The following is a 15848-nucleotide window of genomic DNA, read 5'->3' as shown; positions in this document are numbered from 1 at the left end:
CCGGCTGAAAATCGATGAGGCGTTGACGGCTGACCGGGGCCGCCCGCAGGGAAGCGGGCGGAGGGGATAGCCTGCAGGGAGGCAGGCTGGTCCCCGACCCGATAGTCAGACGACATAAGCATCATGGACCGCGAAGCGGCGATTTTCCTGGCCGGGAGCCCGGGTCGCCAGGGCGGTGGCGGTGAACCGCCCTGGCACGTTCACCGGTTCTGGCGCTACAGAAAAGCAAGGAACATAAGGTGAACGGAATGACCCTCAGCGCCGCATGTTCCCCCTCACCCCATCCCTCTCCCTGAATGGAGAGGGGGCCGTCCGTGCTCGCATTTTGTGGGGACTCCTCAGCCCTGAGGTAGAGGTGGCTATCTATGACACAATCCAACCTCATCCCAGCGCCTGTTGCCAGTCGGCAATCAACTCCTGCTCATCTTCAATGCCCACCGACAACCGAATCAGCTGTGGCGTAATGCCATTGGCGAGACGCTGCTCAAGCGGAATAGAAGCGTGGGTCATGCTGAACGGCTGGCTTACCAGACTCTCCACGCCGCCGAGACTTTCAGCCAGGGTGAAAAGGGTAAGTTTATTAATAATCCGCGTTGCATAGTCATCGTCGCCTTTCACCACCACGGAAATCATCCCGCCGGGTAGCGCCATCTGCTGACGGGCAAGCTGGTGATGCGGATGCGATTCCAGCCACGGGAACCACACTTTTTCGACCTGCGGTTGCTGCTCAAGCCATGTCGCCAGCGCCAGCGCGTTGCTGCTGTGGCGTTCAATCCGCAGTGACAATGTGCGGATGCCGCGCAGCGTCAGGAAGCTGCTGAACGGGTCAAGCACGCCGCCGACCGCATTTTGCAGGTAGCCCAGCTTCTCCGCCAGCTCAGGGTTATCGCCTACCACGGCCAGCCCGGCGACCACATCCGAGTGGCCATTGAGGTATTTGGTGGCCGAATGCACCACGATGTCGAAACCAGACTCAATAGGGCGATGGATAACTGGCGAAGCAAAAGTGTTATCCGCCACGCTGATTATCTTGTGCCGCTTTGCAATCGCCGCGATGGCGACCAAATCGGCGAGTTTCAACAAAGGGTTAGTCGGTGTTTCAACCCAAATCATGCGTGTATCTGGCCGAATCGCTGCTTCAAGCCCCGCCAGATCGTCGGGTTTGACCCAGCTGACGCGCAGGCCGGTGCTGCGACGACGCACGTTTTCAATCAGGCGATAGGTGCCGCCGTAGACGTCGTCAATGGCGACGATGTGGCTGTCTTTATCGAGCAGTTCAAGCACCGTAGAAATTGCGGCCAGCCCGGAAGCAAACGCATAGCCGCGCGTGCCGCTCTCCAGTTCAGCTATCGCGGTTTCCAGCGCATGCCGCGTCGGGTTGCCGCTGCGGGAGTATTCATAGCCAGTATGTTGACCGGGTGCCGGTTGGGCAAAAGTAGAGGTGGCGTAAATGGGTGGCATCACCGCGCCATGCCGATCGCTGAATGCACCGCTGTGCACGCTTAATGTGTTTAACTTTGTCATCGTTATTCCTTACTGTTCGAGTCGGTTACGCCAGGTAGTCAGGACGTCGCTGCGGGTAACAAGGCCGAGAAAGCGGTCGTTGTCAGCGATAACCGCCACCAGACCACGATCGAAAATGGCTTTCAGTGCGCTTTCCGGGGCGTGTTTATCGAGGGTTTCCACATTGCGGGTCATCGCTTCTCTGACCGGCAGGGAGAAACGTTGGCTGTCGCCCTGCACGTGGCTAATCAGATCCCACTCGTCGACGATCCCGACGACACGGCCGTTTTCCAGTACCGGCAGTTGAGAAAAGTCGTACAGGCGCATGCGGGCAAGCGCGGCGGCAAGCGTGTCGTCAGGCGCGGCGGTGACCGTGGCCCCCTCGTCATGACGCAGGGCGATAAAATCGGTTAAATCACCTCGTGAAGGGCGGGAAAGAAGGCCCTGCTGGCGCATCCAGTCATCGTTAAACATCTTCGACAGATATTTGTTACCGCTGTCGCAGGCGAAGGTGACGACGCGCTTCGGCGCGGTTTGCGCCTGGCAGTAACGCAGCGCGGCATTAAGCAGCGTGCCGGTTGAGGAGCCCGCCAGCACTCCCTCAATTTGCAGCAGGTTGCGGACGGTGGCGAAGGCCTGCGAATCGGTAACGCGGTACGCTTTATGCACACCGTCGATATGCGCCAGCGGTGGGATAAAGTCTTCGCCTATGCCCTCCACCAGCCAGGAACCGGGTTCACCATAACGACCGGTTTCCACCTGATCGGCAAGAATCGATCCGGCGGGGTCGGCGAGAATAAATTCGGTTTTCGGAGAGTGTTCAGCAAACCAGGCCTGCAGGCCGCCCAGAGTGCCGCCGGAGCCAACGCCGACCACAATCGCATCGATGTCACCATCAAGCTGCGCAAAAAGCTCCGGGGCCGTGGTGGTACTGTGCGCCAGGGGGTTGGCCTCGTTATTGAATTGATCGATGTAAAACGCCCCCGGCGTTTCATCCGCCAGGCGGCGGGCGTAATCCTGGTAATAGGCAGGGTGTCCCTTGTTGACATCCGAACGGGTCAGTACGACCTTTGCGCCCAGCGCCCGCAGGTGGAAAATCTTCTCCCGGCTCATTTTGTCCGGCACCACCAGAATTAACGAATAGCCTTTTTGCGCGGCAATCAGCGCCAGCCCCAGCCCGGTATTTCCGGCAGTGGCTTCAATAATGGTGCCACCAGGCTGCAAATACCCGAGCCGTTCGGCTTCGTTAATCATCGATAGCGCGACCCTGTCTTTGATGGAACCGCCAGGGTTTTGGTTTTCCAGTTTTAAATAGAGGCTACATGGCCCGCTCTCCAGCTTGTGCAGCTGAAGCAGGGGCGTCTTACCAATTAATTCACTGATTGAATGAAACACTGACATTGTGAGTTACCCGCTCATTGACCCAATGAGCGGATGATAGGTCTGCCGTTTTTGGCATTTAAAGAATCTTTGTTTGTCTTTTAGAACCAAAAGAAATATGACCTGCTGTTCAGACGTCAAGAAGGAGAGATTGTTAGCCATCCGGAAGTGTTGATAGCCGGAAAAGGGCATTTTTGCCGCCAAATACAGCGATTTACCGGGTTATCGTCGCTGCGATATACATTTTTTAGCTATCCATTACTGAAAATATCCATAACGCCGAATGATGCATTTCGTCGGCGCTTAGCGCAAAAAGGTATAAGCATTGGCTATTTAGTTATTTGAAATAAATTCATGACTGATTATTATCATCTGGACATCCATACTGCTAAACCGCCAAAACGGAAACATTAACGCAATGATCGTTCTCAGGAATATTTCCAAAATTTTTAGCCAGGGAAAGGCGTCAATTACCGCTGTGGATAGCGTTAATCTGTCGGTTGAGCAGGGGCAAATTTACGGGATTATCGGTTATAGCGGTGCCGGGAAAAGTACGCTGATCCGCCTGTTGAACGGGCTGGAAAAACCCACTACCGGTAGCGTGGTGATCAACGGTCAGGATATCGCTGCGGCACGCGGCGAATCACTGCGCCAGGCGCGTCTGAAGATCAGTATGGTTTTTCAGCACTTCAACCTGCTCTGGTCGCGCACCGTCAGTGAAAACATCGCTTTTTCGATGCAAATTGCGGGGGCACCTAAAGCGGCGATTAAGGCGCGAGTTGCTGAGTTAATTGAGCTGGTGGGGCTGAAAGGCCGTGAGGATGCTTATCCATCGCAACTGAGCGGCGGGCAGAAACAGCGCGTAGGGATTGCCCGAGCGCTGGCCAACAGCCCGGATGTGCTGTTGTGTGATGAAGCAACCTCGGCACTGGACCCGCAAACCACCGATCAGATCCTTGATCTGCTGCTGGACATTAATCGTCGTTTCAAACTGACGATTGTACTGATTACCCACGAAATGCATGTGGTGCGTAAGATCTGCGACCGCGTGGCGGTGATGGAAAATGGCAGAGTGGTCGAGGAGGGCGACGTTATCGGCGTCTTTACCCACCCGCAGCAGCCGATCACCCGCCAGTTCGTGCGCCAGATTGGTCAGTATGAAGAAGATGAGTTTAACCCTGATCTCAACAGCGATCTGGGTGGGACGGTGATTAAGCTGACCTTTACCGGTCATAGTACGCATAAGCCGATTGTTGGGGAGTTGACCCTGCGTTACGGCCTGCCTTTTAACATTCTGCACGGCAAGATGACGCAAACCGCCCACGGTGTGTTTGGTCAGCTTTGGGTGCATGTCGTAGCCACACAAGAACAAGTAGACAATATCCTCGCGGATTTACGCCAAAGCGATATTGAAGGCGAGGTGATTTCCCATGCTTGAAACATTATTTCCCCACCTGAAAATTGAACAACTGTGGGCGGCTACCCAGGAGACGCTGTACATGACGGCACTCTCCGGGGCAGCAACCTTCGTGCTGGGAATTATCCTTGGCCTGGCGCTGTTTCTTACCGCCAGAGGGGGGTTGTTCCAGAACCGTGCCCTGTATGGCGTGATTTCCATTCTGGTGAACGTCTTCCGCTCGATTCCGTTCATCATTTTGATTGTGCTCCTGATCCCGTTCACCAAGACCCTTGTCGGAACGATCCTCGGAGCGAATGCCGCGCTGCCTGCGCTGATTGTCGGCGCTGCACCGTTCTATGCCCGTCTGGTCGAAATCGCCCTGCGCGAGGTAGACAAAGGGGTGATTGAAGCGACCCGTTCGATGGGCGCGCGTTTAAGCACGTTAATTTTTCGGGTGTTGCTGCCTGAATCATCACCGGCACTGGTTTCCGGGATTACCGTCACGCTGATTGCTCTGGTGAGCTACAGTGCAATGGCCGGGGTTATCGGTGCGGGTGGATTAGGAAATCTTGCTTATCTGGAAGGATTCCAGCGAAACCACGGCGACGTTACGTTGGTGGCGACGGCGACCATACTGGTCATTGTCTTCATCATTCAGTACTGCGGCGACGTCATAACTTCTCTGTTAGATAAACGCTAATTTACCCGTTGTCCTTCAGGTTGCATGTGCGCTGACTACGTTGTTCACCCCTGTCACTTACTTCAGTAAGCGCCAGGGGGCACGCTCTGCCAGCTACATGTAATCCGAATGACTTAGGCAAATAAAATAATGGAAACCAACAACATGAAAAAAACACTGACACTGCTCGCCGCCGTCACCTTAAGCGCCCTGAGCTTCTCCTCCTGGGCAGACACCCTGACCGTGGGTGCCTCTAACGTACCGCATGCGGAAATTCTGGAGCAGGCGAAACCGATTCTGGCAAAACAGGGTATCGATCTGGAGATCAAACCGTTCCAGGACTACATCCTGCCGAATACCGCGCTGGCGGGCCGTGAAATTGATGCTAACTACTTCCAGCACATTCCTTACCTGAACAGCGTGCTGAAAGACCATGCAGACGATAAGACCTATGATTTCGTCAGCGCCGGTGCTATCCATATTGAGCCAATTGGCATCTACTCCAAAAAGCATAAGTCTCTGAAAGACCTGCCGCAGGGTGGCAAAGTCATCATGCGTGATGCGGTCTCAGAAGAAGGTCGTATCCTCTCTATTTTCGAAAAAGAGGGCGTGATCAAGCTGAAACCGGGCGTGGATAAAGTGACTGCGCGCATCAGCGACATCGTGGAAAACCCGAAAAAGCTGCAGTTCCTGCCGAACGTCGAAGCGGCTCTGCTGCCGCAGATGTATAACAACGACGAAGGTGACGCGGTGGTCATCAACGCCAACTACGCCATCGATGCGGGTCTGGATCCGGTGAAAGATCCGATTGCGGTTGAAAGCGGCGAGAACAACCCGTATGCCAACATCATCACCGTGCACCGTGGCGACGAGAAGAAAAAAGATATCGTAGCCCTGGTGAACGTGCTGCACTCCAAAGAGATTCAGGAGTGGATCCGCACCAAATATAAAGGTGCTGTCATTCCGGTTAACAACTAATTGCCCCTCAGGCGGAGGAGAGATCCTCCGCTGTTTTTCCTGCCTGAAGCCCTCTTCTTGATCCTGTGTGATAAATCTCACCAATTTTAAACAATTACGAAATTTGTTGATAACAACGTACTACTATTGCCCGGATTAACTTGCGCGAGGTAGAAATGAAAGATGTCGTTATTGTTGCTGCGGTTCGCACACCTATCGGCTGTTTTCAGGGGGCGCTCTCGACCCATTCTGCTGTAGAGCTCGGGAGCTACGTCGTGCAGGCGCTGCTCGACCGCAGCGGTGTGCATCCGCATTCTGTTGATGAAGTGATTCTGGGCCAGGTGCTGACCGCCGGTGCCGGGCAAAACCCTGCCCGCCAGTCGGCGATTAAAGGTGGCCTGCCAATGACGGTGTCGGCGATCACCATTAATGATGTCTGCGGCTCAGGGCTGAAAGCGCTGCATCTGGCTTCGCAGGCCATCCAGTGCGGTGAAGCGGACATCGTGATTGCCGGTGGTCAGGAGAATATGAGCCGCGCCCCGCACGTGTTAACCGACAGCCGAACCGGTGCGCCGCTGGGCAACAGCCAGCTTATCGATAGTCTCGTCCATGACGGGCTGTGGGATGCTTTTAATGATTACCATATGGGCGTGACGGCAGAAAACCTGGCGCGTGAATACGGCATCAGCCGTGCACATCAGGACGAGTGGGCGTTACGGTCACAGCAAAAAGCCCGCGCGGCGATAGATTCAGGGCGGTTTCACGATGAGATCGTCACTGTCAAAACCCAGACAGCGGATGGCCGCACGCTGCTTGTCGACACTGATGAACAGCCACGCACCGATGCCAGCGCAGAGGGACTGGCGCAACTTAGCCCCGCGTTTGAGCTTGCCGGTTCGGTGACGGCGGGCAACGCTTCACCTGTCAACGACGGCGCGGCAGCGGTGATGATGATGAGTGAAGCCAAAGCGCTGGAGCTGAATCTGCCGGTAATGGCGCGCATCCGGACATTTGCAAGCGTGGGTGTCGATCCTGCATTAATGGGCATAGCGCCGGTTTATGCCACCCGGCGCTGCCTTGAAAGGGTGGGCTGGCAGTTAAGCGATGTTGATCTGATTGAGTCCAATGAGGCTTTTGCCGCGCAGGCGCTCTCAGTGGGGAAAATCCTTGAGTGGGATGAAAAGCGGGTCAACGTGAACGGTGGAGCCATTGCGCTTGGTCACCCGATTGGTGCCTCCGGCTGCCGCATCCTCGTATCTCTGGTCCATGAGATGCAAAAACGCAGTGCCCGCAAGGGGCTTGCGACGTTATGTATTGGTGGCGGCCAGGGCGTGGCGCTGGCTATTGAGCGCGATTAAGCCGGGATTTTCCGTGATAAATCGAATGCCTGGCTGATTAGTAAATTTTAAAGGCCGGGTAATGGTGAGTTACCCGGCCTGAGTTACGTTTTCCCTACGCCCTGTTACTCCAGGAAGTAGCGAATAAGTTCAAGAAAGCCAATAAGGGCTTTAAGCACGATGATCGCTTTTTCGATAAAAACGCTCATCCGTTTCTCCACAACGTGGAGAGGGCGGCTTGCTGAAAGCTCGTATATTGCCTGTATCAGCAGTTGCGCTCAGTGTTAGATGAAGTGCGTTCCCTTTCGATCAGAGCCGTTAGCTGAATCCTGGAGCGGGAAAAACCCAACCTCACCCGTTGGGTTTTTTTATGCAAAAAAAAGCCCTCCACCAGGGAGGGCAAGGCCAGTTACAGAAACACTAACTCAAAACAGACCGGACGACGAAACCTGTCAACCGGCGTCATGATTTCTCTTTTCACCTCAAACGAACCGTTTACTGAAACGCGTATGTTGTGAAGTTTTGCGTTCAAAAACGAGGTGTAAATTTATCAAAACATCGTTTCATTTGTTGTGATGTCCCGCGCAATTTATAAAAAAAAACCATAAAAATGAAAAGATAATTTGCAGGCTTTTTTGCAGGGAATGCCTGTCTTTGATTTCATGCAGGAAAGACGCTGCTTTGCTGTCAAAATATAAAGATTTACATAACCTAATGTTTTTAAAGGTTAAAATAATAATCCCTCTTCAGCTAACAGTCTGATAGCGCCCGTTTAAATACCTCATTCGTGATCCTCTTTGCAGATTTAGAAATATAAAACAGAAAAATTGAAACGTTGTTTTATTTAACATTGAAAAGCGGTTTTAAGCGGGCTAAGATGTGCGCATAGTGATTACGGCAGAATGCTCCTGGCAATACCAGGTGACATTCAGGTTAGATAACTGACTTTGGAGGTTAATGTGGAAGTAAGACAAAGCATCCACAGCGCGCACGCTAAAACACTGGACACCCAGGGCCTGCGCAATGAGTTTCTTGTTGAGAAGGTGTTCGTTGATGACGAGTACACCATGGTCTACAGCCACATTGACCGCATTATTGTTGGCGGTATCAAGCCGGTTGCTAAAAGCGTCTCTGTAGGCGGTGAAGTAGGCAAACAGCTGGGGGTAAGCTACTTCCTGGAGCGCCGCGAGCTGGGTGTTATCAATATCGGCGGCCCTGGCACTATCACCGTTGACGGCCAGTGCTATGAGATTGGCCACCGTGATGCATTGTATGTGGGTAAAGGGGCGAAAGAGGTGGTATTCGCGAGCGTCGATACCGCGACCCCGGCCAAATTCTATTACAACTGCGCACCCGCACACACGACGTACCCGACCAAAAAAGTGACCCCGGCTGACGTTGCGCCAGTGACCCTGGGTGACAATCTCACCAGTAACCGTCGCACTATCAATAAATACTTTGTGCCGGACGTGCTGGAAACCTGCCAGCTCAGCATGGGCTTAACGGTTCTTGAACCGGGCAACCTGTGGAACACCATGCCATGCCATACCCATGAGCGTCGCATGGAGGTCTACTTCTACTTCAATATGGAAGAAGATGCCTGCGTATTCCACATGATGGGGCAACCACAGGAAACGCGTCACATCGTGATGCAGAACGAACAAGCCGTGATTTCGCCAAGCTGGTCGATTCATTCAGGCGTGGGTACGAAAGCCTATACCTTCATCTGGGGTATGGTGGGTGAAAACCAGGTCTTTGATGACATGGACCACGTCGCGGTAAAAGATCTGCGTTAAGCGCAGCAGGCATTAGCACAATATGCCTGCAAGATGCAGGCGCTGAAAGATTAAGGAACAGACATGATTCTGGATGCATTTTCTCTTCAAGGTAAAGTGGCCGTCGTTTCTGGTTGTGACACCGGCCTCGGTCAGGGTATGGCACTGGGTCTGGCAGAAGCAGGCTGTGACATTGTGGGTATCAACATCGTTGAGCCGACTGAAACCATCGAGCGCGTCACCGCACTGGGCCGTCGCTTCCTGAGCCTGACTGCTGACCTGCGTAAAATCGACGGTATTCCGGCGCTGCTGGACCGTGCGGTTGCTGAGTTCGGTAAAATCGACATTCTGGTCAACAACGCCGGTCTGATTCGTCGCGAAGATGCCATCAACTTCAGCGAGCAGGACTGGGACGACGTAATGAACCTGAACATCAAGAGCGTGTTCTTTATGTCTCAGGCTGCGGCGAAGCACTTTATCGCGCAGGGTAACGGCGGCAAAATCATCAACATCGCCTCTATGCTCTCCTTCCAGGGTGGCATCCGCGTACCGTCTTATACAGCATCAAAAAGCGGCGTAATGGGCGTGACCCGTCTGCTGGCGAACGAGTGGGCGCAGCATAAAATCAACGTTAACGCCATCGCACCGGGTTACATGGCGACCAACAACACTCAACAGCTGCGTGCTGATGAAGAGCGTAGCGCGGCAATCCTTGAGCGTATCCCGGCTGGCCGTTGGGGTCTGCCGAGCGATCTGATGGGACCGATTGTGTTCCTGGCGTCTGAAGCCTCTGACTATATCAACGGTTACACCGTTGCCGTCGACGGCGGCTGGCTGGCGCGCTAATTCGCTGAGTGAGCCAAGAACCTGCCTTCGGGCAGGTTTTTTTATGTCCGCAGGACGCCTTGAAACTCGCCCCCGACTTTGTTTGACTGTAGTTTCACTTCGACGGAGAGAGACGATGAAAACGATAGGGTTGCTGGGGGGGATGAGCTGGGAATCAACTATTCCTTATTACCGCCTGATTAACGAAGGCGTGAAGGCGAAACTCGGTGGACTACACTCTGCGAGCCTGTTGCTACATAGCGTCGACTTCCACGAAATTGAAGTCTGCCAGCGCAGCGGGGAGTGGGAAAACGCGGGGGAGATTCTGGCGAATGCCGCCGTTGGCCTGCAAAACGCAGGCGCCGAGGGCATTGTGCTCTGCACTAACACGATGCACAAGATCGCCGGGCAAATCGAAGCGCGCTGTGATGTACCCTTCTTGCATATTGCGGATGCGACCGGGCGTGCCATCGTGGCGGAAAAGCAACGCAAAGTGGCGCTGCTGGGCACACGCTACACCATGGAGCAGGAGTTCTATCGCGGGCGTCTGAGCGATGCGTTCGCTATCGAAACGCTGATTCCGGGTGAGTCCGACCGCGAGCGCGTGAACCAGATTATTTTCGACGAGCTTTGCCTTGGCACCTTCAGTGACGCGTCCCGTGACTATTATGTGAAGCTCATTGCGCAACTGGCGGAACAGGGCGCGGAGGGGGTGATTTTCGGCTGTACCGAAATTGGTTTACTGGTCCCTCAGGCTGAGTCACCCGTTCCGGTCTTTGATACGGCCGCAATCCATGCAGCCGACGCCGTGAACTTTATGCTCTCCTAAATCGCATCAAGTACCCTCTCCAGTGGGCGGGTAATAAGCGGCATGGACGCCTGCAAATGGCGGCTAAAGGCTTCCACCAGTGCTGATGCGGGGCGATGAAGCGGGCGTATAAGACTCACCGTAAAGGGCACATCGACACTAAAGCGGCGCACCACCACGCCGCTGGCGGCATAATCCAGCGCCGTCAGCGGATTCACCACTGCAATGCCTACCCCCGCCCGAACCATCGCGCATACCGATGCCGCACTGTGGGTTTCCAGCACCATCCGGCGTTTTACCTGATGTTCACTGAATAAGGCATCCAGTAGCTGCCGGTAGCTGTCGGTACGCGACAGGCTGATGTAATTCTCAGCATGAAAATCTTCAGGGGTTAGCACGGCCTTGTGTGCCAGCCGGTGATGTTGCGGCAGCACGCAGACCTCATTAAAGGTCAGCAGCGGGGTGCGCTCGGTGCCCGCCGGGGAACTGATGGTTTCCGTGATCCCCAGGTCGTGGCGCTGGGCGGAGAGCCACTCTTCCAGCAGCGGCGACTCCTGCGGCACAATATTGAGGCTGACGTCCGGGTAGCGGGCGAGAAAAGGCTGTAACAGCAGCGGCAGAAAAGACTGAGAAAAGACCGGCAGGCAGGCTATCGACAGCTCCCCCTGACGAAACTCCCGTAAGCTTTCAGCAGCGCTCACTATCCTGTCCAGCCCATACCAGGAGCGCTGAACCTCTTCAAAAAGCCTTAATCCTTGTACCGTCGGGTGTAACCGACCACGCGTGCGCTCAAACAGGGTTAAGCCCAGCACTTTCTCAAAGCGTGCCAGTTCGCGGCTGACTGTGGGTTGCGAGGTGTGCAAGAGCTGAGCGGCCTCGGTCAGGTTGCCAGCGGTCATGACAGCATGGAATATTTCAATGTGGCGCAGATTTACAGCGGGCATGGCAATGTCCTGGTCATTTAACCTATATCATTTTTGCATAGACTCTCGATAAAACGATATTTTTTATTCTCTTCATGATGTGGCGTAATCAGTAAAAATTGCTGATGGAGTCCGCTATGCCACGCCCACTGACACAAACTGATACCGACCTGAATGCAGAAAACCTGCTGCGCCTGCCTGCTGAATTTGGCTGCCCGGTCTGGGTGTACGACGCGCAGATTATTCGCAACCAGATCGCCCGACTGACGCAGTTTGATGTGGTACGTTTTGCGCAAAAAGCCTGCTCAAATATTCATATTCTGCGTCTGATGCGCGAACAGGGCGTGAAGGTCGATTCGGTGTCACTGGGGGAAATTGAACGCGCGCTGGCCGCGGGTTACTGCCCGAAAACCCACCCCGAAGATATCGTCTTCACTGCCGATGTGATAGATGACGCCACGCTTGCCCGCGTCAGCGAGCTGCGCATTCCAGTGAATGCGGGGTCGGTTGACATGCTCGAACAACTGGGCGAGGTTTCTTCCGGCCATCCGGTGTGGTTGCGCGTCAATCCGGGGTTTGGTCACGGCCATAGCCAGAAAACCAACACTGGCGGCGAAAACAGCAAACACGGTATCTGGCACAGCGATCTTCCTGCGGCGCTGACGGTGATGCAACGCTACAACCTGCAACTGGTGGGTATTCATATGCACATTGGTTCGGGAGTGGATTACGCGCACCTGGAGCAGGTGTGCGGTGCGATGGTGCGTCAGGTAGTGGAGTTTGGTCAGGATCTACAGGCAATTTCGGCGGGCGGTGGCCTTTCGATCCCCTATCACGAAGGGGAAGAGGGTGTCGATACCGATCACTACTTCAGCCTGTGGAATGCGGCGCGTGAGCAGGTCGCAAAACACCTCGGTCATCCGGTGAAGCTGGAGATCGAACCGGGGCGTTTCCTGGTGGCGGAGTCCGGGGTATTAGTGTCCCAGGTACGCAGCGTGAAGGCGATGGGGAGCCGCCATTTTGTGCTGATTGATGCCGGCTTTAACGATCTGATGCGCCCCTCAATGTACGGGAGTTACCACCATATTACTGCGCTTGCCGCAGACGGGCGCGATTTAACGGCGCAACCGACTATTGACACCGTAGTGGCCGGGCCGCTGTGTGAATCGGGCGATGTCTTTACCCAACAGGAAGGTGGCAAGGTGGAAACCCGCGCCCTGCCTGCAGTGGTGCCGGGGGATTATCTGGTGTTGCATGATACTGGGGCATATGGCGCATCAATGTCATCGAACTACAACAGCCGCCCGCTGCTGCCGGAAGTGCTGTTTGATAACGGTGTGGCGCGACTGATTCGTCGTCGTCAGACCATTGAAGAGCTGCTGGCGCTGGAGCTGATCTAAGGGCAATGGTTTTCACCCGCGCTGTCTTCTCCCCCTCACCCTGACCCTCTGCCTCAGGGAGAGGGAAATGTTCGTGCTCGCGTACAATTCCCCTCACCCTGGGCCTCTCCCCGGAGGGGCGAGGGGACCGTCCGTACCCACATACAATCCCCCCTCACCCTGGCCCTCTCTCGTGGGAGAGGACTAGAGACAGGGCATCAGCCCGCCCTCACTACCCCCGGAAAAACGGCCCGGTAGTGACCGAGTCGCGCAACACCAGCGTACCGGTAAAGGGCGGAATCGCTGCAATCTCCTGCTGGCTGGCAAGTTTAATAGCCTGGTCGATGGCGGTGGTAATCATGCTGTCGATAGGCAAGTAGACAGTCGATAACCCCGGCTCCAGCCAGCGCGCGCAGGGGGCATCATCAAAGCCAAACAGCGAAATGTCTTCGGGAATGTTAAGCCCGGCCTGGTGCAGCGCTTTTGAAGCACCGAGAGCCATATCATCATTGCAGGCGAATACCGCGCTTATCTTCACGCCTTCCTGCAATATCTCCTGGCAGAGCACATACCCTTGGGTCATGGAAGAGTCACCGTATTTCACCTTAGCCGGATCCCAGCGGATACCGTGTTTCTCCAGCGCCTTACGATAGCCCATTAAACGGGCCTTACCGGTCGGCGTATGAATAGGCGTGGTGATGCAGGCAATATCGTGATGCCCCTGGCTGATGAGGTAATCGACAGCCTGGAACGCAGCGTCCTGCTGTTCGAAGAAGACGCATTTATCATGGGCCTGAAACAGCTCGCGGTTAATCACGATAAGCGGTACTGGCGTAATGTTAATCAGCCGGGCAATGGCTTTCTCACTCATAAAGCGCGTGTAGAGAATGATGGCGTCGCAGCGACGGTCGGCCAGCATTTGTACGGCTATCTCTTCCCGTTCGGGAGTGTCATGCCCGTCCGTCACAATCAACTGTTTACCATGCGCTTCTGACTGACGTGAGGCCTGCTGAAGTAAACGGCCAAAATAGAAACCATCAAAACAGGAGACCACAAGGCCGATGCTGTTACTGGTGCGATTGGCCAGCGACTGGGCAAGAAAGTTGGGGCGGTATCCCAGTTCTTCCATTGCCTGATAAACCTGTTTGCGGGTGCTTTCTTTAACCTGTCCTGTGCCATTCAGTACGCGAGAAACCGTCGCTTTGGAGACGCCCGCACGCAGTGAGACATCCAGCATTGTCGCCATGACGCGTTCCTGTTTCACGTGAAGAGCAGCAGTTTACCACACTCATTACCGGGATTAAGGGGCTGATAGGCATGCGATTGGGCTTTCCCGAGGCGTTACGCAGAAATTCCCTGTCACTCATAAGGTGGTATGCCAATAAATAAAGATCATTTGATTTGGGATACCAGGAACGGGGTTGCGAGGTGAATCACAGAACTATTTTTCGCCAATGTCTATTTTTGGTATACCAATAGGTAGTGAGCTGTATACCTGCAATCATAATAAAGCCCTTTTACCGAGGTACTTACGCATGGCTCTACAGGAAAAACTCATCGATTCGCTGGGTAGTTTTGCCACCAAATTCAACAGCTATCGCTACATCATGGCGATCAAAGCCTCCTTTATCACCCTGATGCCAGTGATCATCGTCGGGGCGTTTTCCGTACTGATCTCCAATATGGTACTGGATCCTAAAAACGGGCTGGCGAGCTTTGAGTCGCTCTCCTTCCTGGCAGCGCTTAAACCCATTACCAGCGCCATCAACTATGCCACGCTGAACTTTCTTAATATTGGCGCGGTGTTTTTAATTGGCATTGAGCTTGGCCGGATTAATGGCATCAAAACGCTTTTTCCTGGCCTGCTCGCGGTGATCTGTTTTATCTGCGTGACCCCTACCACCGTGGAGATGCTGGTGGATGGGCAGATGCACGTGGTGAAAGATGTACTGCTGCGCCAGTTCTCTGATACCCGTAGCCTGTTCCTCGGCATGTTTATCGCCATTTTGTCAGTGGAAATCTACTGCTGGCTGGAGACTCGAGACGGCCTGAAGATCAAGATGCCCGATACGGTGCCGCCTAACGTGTCGGCCTCATTTTCTGCGCTGATCCCGGCGATTATCACCACCACGGTGATTGCCACCTTCGGCTTTGTCTTCCATCAGATAACCGGTATGTACCTGTACGACGCGGTCTATCAGGTGGTGCAGCAGCCGCTTGAGCGCGTTGTGCAAAGTCTGCCGGGTATTCTGCTGCTGATGTTTGTCGCCCAACTCTTCTGGGTGATTGGCATCCACGGTAACCAGATGATCAAACCGATTCGTGAGCCGCTGCTGCTGGGGGCCATCACTGTCAATATGTCCGCCTTTGAGCAGGGTAAAGAGGTACCCAACATCATTACCATGCCGTTCTGGGATGTGTACATGAGCATTGGCGGCTCCGGGCTGACTATCGGCCTGCTGATTGCGGTGATGATTGCCACCAGACGTAAAGAGATGAAAGAGATAGCCAAGCTGTCGATTGGCCCTGGTATCTTTAACATCAACGAGCCGGTGATTTTCGGGATGCCCATCATGCTAAATCCGATCCTCGCGATCCCCTTCATCATTACCCCGCTGGTCACCGGATCGATTGGTTACTTCGCTACCGTCACCGGTTTTGCGGGCAAAGCCGTGGTAATGGTGCCCTGGACCACACCACCGCTCATCAACGCCTGGCTTTCCACCGCGGGTTCAATGGGAGCGGTGGTGACGCAGCTTATCTGCATACTCACTGCCATCATTATCTACCTGCCATTTGTGAAAATTGCCTCCCGCCGTGCCGAGCAGGCGCAGCGCCAGGCGGAGTCGGCTGATGTGGCGAAAAATGTCTGAAGGAGCGTGA

14 protein-coding genes are annotated in these 15848 nt (G+C 54.4%); 9 read left to right on the top strand and 5 right to left on the bottom strand.

Annotated features, from left to right (window positions below; all coding sequences use genetic code 11):
- Positions 1 to 381: 381 nt before the first annotated feature.
- Positions 382 to 1524, bottom strand: a complete 1143-nt coding sequence (locus KXR87_RS18710; protein WP_437433713.1) for a trans-sulfuration enzyme family protein — start codon at positions 1522 to 1524, stop codon at positions 382 to 384.
- Positions 1525 to 1533: 9 nt separating this feature from the next.
- Positions 1534 to 2904, bottom strand: coding sequence for a pyridoxal-phosphate dependent enzyme (locus tag KXR87_RS18705; RefSeq protein WP_437433712.1), 1371 nt, complete (start codon positions 2902 to 2904; stop codon positions 1534 to 1536).
- A gap of 397 nt (positions 2905 to 3301) precedes the next feature.
- Between KXR87_RS18705 and KXR87_RS18700 the strand changes: the two genes are divergently transcribed.
- From KXR87_RS18700 to KXR87_RS18685, 4 genes are all read left to right on the top strand, one after another.
- Entirely contained in the window at positions 3302 to 4321 is a 1020-nt protein-coding gene (locus KXR87_RS18700; RefSeq protein WP_437433711.1) for a methionine ABC transporter ATP-binding protein, read from the top strand.
- Positions 4314 to 4982, top strand: coding sequence for a methionine ABC transporter permease (locus KXR87_RS18695; RefSeq protein WP_437433710.1), 669 nt, complete (start codon positions 4314 to 4316; stop codon positions 4980 to 4982). The genes KXR87_RS18700 and KXR87_RS18695 overlap by 8 nt, the downstream gene beginning before the upstream one ends.
- A 144-nt stretch (positions 4983 to 5126) precedes the next feature.
- Complete coding sequence (locus tag KXR87_RS18690; protein ID WP_437433709.1) at positions 5127 to 5939, top strand: MetQ/NlpA family ABC transporter substrate-binding protein; 813 nt, start codon at positions 5127 to 5129, stop codon at positions 5937 to 5939.
- A gap of 155 nt (positions 5940 to 6094) precedes the next feature.
- Complete coding sequence (locus tag KXR87_RS18685; RefSeq protein ID WP_437433708.1) at positions 6095 to 7276, top strand: acetyl-CoA C-acetyltransferase; 1182 nt, start codon at positions 6095 to 6097, stop codon at positions 7274 to 7276.
- 104 nt (positions 7277 to 7380) lie between these two features.
- Here the strand turns inward: KXR87_RS18685 and dinQ are convergent, their stop codons facing one another.
- Positions 7381 to 7464, bottom strand: a complete 84-nt coding sequence (dinQ, locus tag KXR87_RS18680) for a damage-inducible type I toxin DinQ (RefSeq protein ID WP_437433714.1) — start codon at positions 7462 to 7464, stop codon at positions 7381 to 7383.
- Between the two features lie 750 nt (positions 7465 to 8214).
- Here dinQ and kduI point away from each other — a divergent pair.
- The 3 genes from kduI (at position 8215) to KXR87_RS18665 (ending at position 10684) form a co-directional block, all read left to right on the top strand.
- Positions 8215 to 9051, top strand: a complete 837-nt coding sequence (gene kduI, locus KXR87_RS18675; protein WP_437433707.1) for a 5-dehydro-4-deoxy-D-glucuronate isomerase — start codon at positions 8215 to 8217, stop codon at positions 9049 to 9051.
- A gap of 63 nt (positions 9052 to 9114) precedes the next feature.
- Positions 9115 to 9876, top strand: a complete 762-nt coding sequence (gene kduD / locus KXR87_RS18670; RefSeq protein WP_437433706.1) for a 2-dehydro-3-deoxy-D-gluconate 5-dehydrogenase KduD — start codon at positions 9115 to 9117, stop codon at positions 9874 to 9876.
- 115 nt (positions 9877 to 9991) lie between these two features.
- Positions 9992 to 10684: an aspartate/glutamate racemase gene (locus KXR87_RS18665; RefSeq protein ID WP_437433705.1), complete on the top strand. Its 693-nt coding sequence runs from the start codon at positions 9992 to 9994 to the stop codon at positions 10682 to 10684.
- Here KXR87_RS18665 and KXR87_RS18660 read toward each other — a convergent pair.
- Complete coding sequence (locus KXR87_RS18660; protein ID WP_437433704.1) at positions 10681 to 11607, bottom strand: LysR family transcriptional regulator; 927 nt, start codon at positions 11605 to 11607, stop codon at positions 10681 to 10683. The two genes, KXR87_RS18665 and KXR87_RS18660, sit on opposite strands and share 4 nt — an antisense overlap.
- Before the next feature lie 116 nt (positions 11608 to 11723).
- Here KXR87_RS18660 and lysA point away from each other — a divergent pair, with 116 nt between their 5' ends.
- Positions 11724 to 12986, top strand: a complete 1263-nt coding sequence (lysA, locus tag KXR87_RS18655; protein ID WP_437433703.1) for a diaminopimelate decarboxylase — start codon at positions 11724 to 11726, stop codon at positions 12984 to 12986.
- Between the two features lie 211 nt (positions 12987 to 13197).
- Here lysA and KXR87_RS18650 read toward each other — a convergent pair whose 3' ends face one another.
- Complete coding sequence (locus KXR87_RS18650) at positions 13198 to 14211, bottom strand: LacI family DNA-binding transcriptional regulator (RefSeq protein WP_437433702.1); 1014 nt, start codon at positions 14209 to 14211, stop codon at positions 13198 to 13200.
- Positions 14212 to 14500: 289 nt separating this feature from the next.
- On the opposite strand from KXR87_RS18650, the gene KXR87_RS18645 reads away from it, so the two are divergent.
- Positions 14501 to 15838: a PTS sugar transporter subunit IIC gene (locus KXR87_RS18645; RefSeq protein WP_437433701.1), complete on the top strand. Its 1338-nt coding sequence runs from the start codon at positions 14501 to 14503 to the stop codon at positions 15836 to 15838.
- Positions 15839 to 15848: the final 10 nt, after the last annotated feature.

The organism is Yokenella regensburgei (genome assembly GCF_051486985.1).
GTDB lineage: Bacteria > Pseudomonadota > Gammaproteobacteria > Enterobacterales > Enterobacteriaceae > CBFFRJ01.
The sequence above is the reverse complement of the archived record's forward strand: the minus strand, read 5'-3'. Positions and strand labels throughout refer to the sequence as shown.

What these genes read in the sequence shown, in the direction of transcription:
- KXR87_RS18700 (WP_437433711.1), top strand. Translation starts at nt 3,302, where the DNA reads ATGATCGTTCTCAGGAATATTTCCAAAATTTTTAGCCAGGGAAAGGCG.
- KXR87_RS18695 (WP_437433710.1), top strand. Translation starts at nt 4,314, where the DNA reads ATGCTTGAAACATTATTTCCCCACCTGAAAATTGAACAACTGTGGGCG.
- KXR87_RS18705 (WP_437433712.1), bottom strand. Translation starts at nt 2,904, where the DNA reads ATGTCAGTGTTTCATTCAATCAGTGAATTAATTGGTAAGACGCCCCTG.
- KXR87_RS18660 (WP_437433704.1), bottom strand. Translation starts at nt 11,607, where the DNA reads ATGCCCGCTGTAAATCTGCGCCACATTGAAATATTCCATGCTGTCATG.
- KXR87_RS18650 (WP_437433702.1), bottom strand. Translation starts at nt 14,211, where the DNA reads ATGGCGACAATGCTGGATGTCTCACTGCGTGCGGGCGTCTCCAAAGCG.
- KXR87_RS18645 (WP_437433701.1), top strand. Translation starts at nt 14,501, where the DNA reads ATGGCTCTACAGGAAAAACTCATCGATTCGCTGGGTAGTTTTGCCACC.
- lysA (WP_437433703.1), top strand. Translation starts at nt 11,724, where the DNA reads ATGCCACGCCCACTGACACAAACTGATACCGACCTGAATGCAGAAAAC.
- dinQ (WP_437433714.1), bottom strand. Translation starts at nt 7,464, where the DNA reads ATGAGCGTTTTTATCGAAAAAGCGATCATCGTGCTTAAAGCCCTTATT.
- kduD (WP_437433706.1), top strand. Translation starts at nt 9,115, where the DNA reads ATGATTCTGGATGCATTTTCTCTTCAAGGTAAAGTGGCCGTCGTTTCT.
- KXR87_RS18710 (WP_437433713.1), bottom strand. Translation starts at nt 1,524, where the DNA reads ATGACAAAGTTAAACACATTAAGCGTGCACAGCGGTGCATTCAGCGAT.
- KXR87_RS18690 (WP_437433709.1), top strand. Translation starts at nt 5,127, where the DNA reads ATGAAAAAAACACTGACACTGCTCGCCGCCGTCACCTTAAGCGCCCTG.
- KXR87_RS18685 (WP_437433708.1), top strand. Translation starts at nt 6,095, where the DNA reads ATGAAAGATGTCGTTATTGTTGCTGCGGTTCGCACACCTATCGGCTGT.
- KXR87_RS18665 (WP_437433705.1), top strand. Translation starts at nt 9,992, where the DNA reads ATGAAAACGATAGGGTTGCTGGGGGGGATGAGCTGGGAATCAACTATT.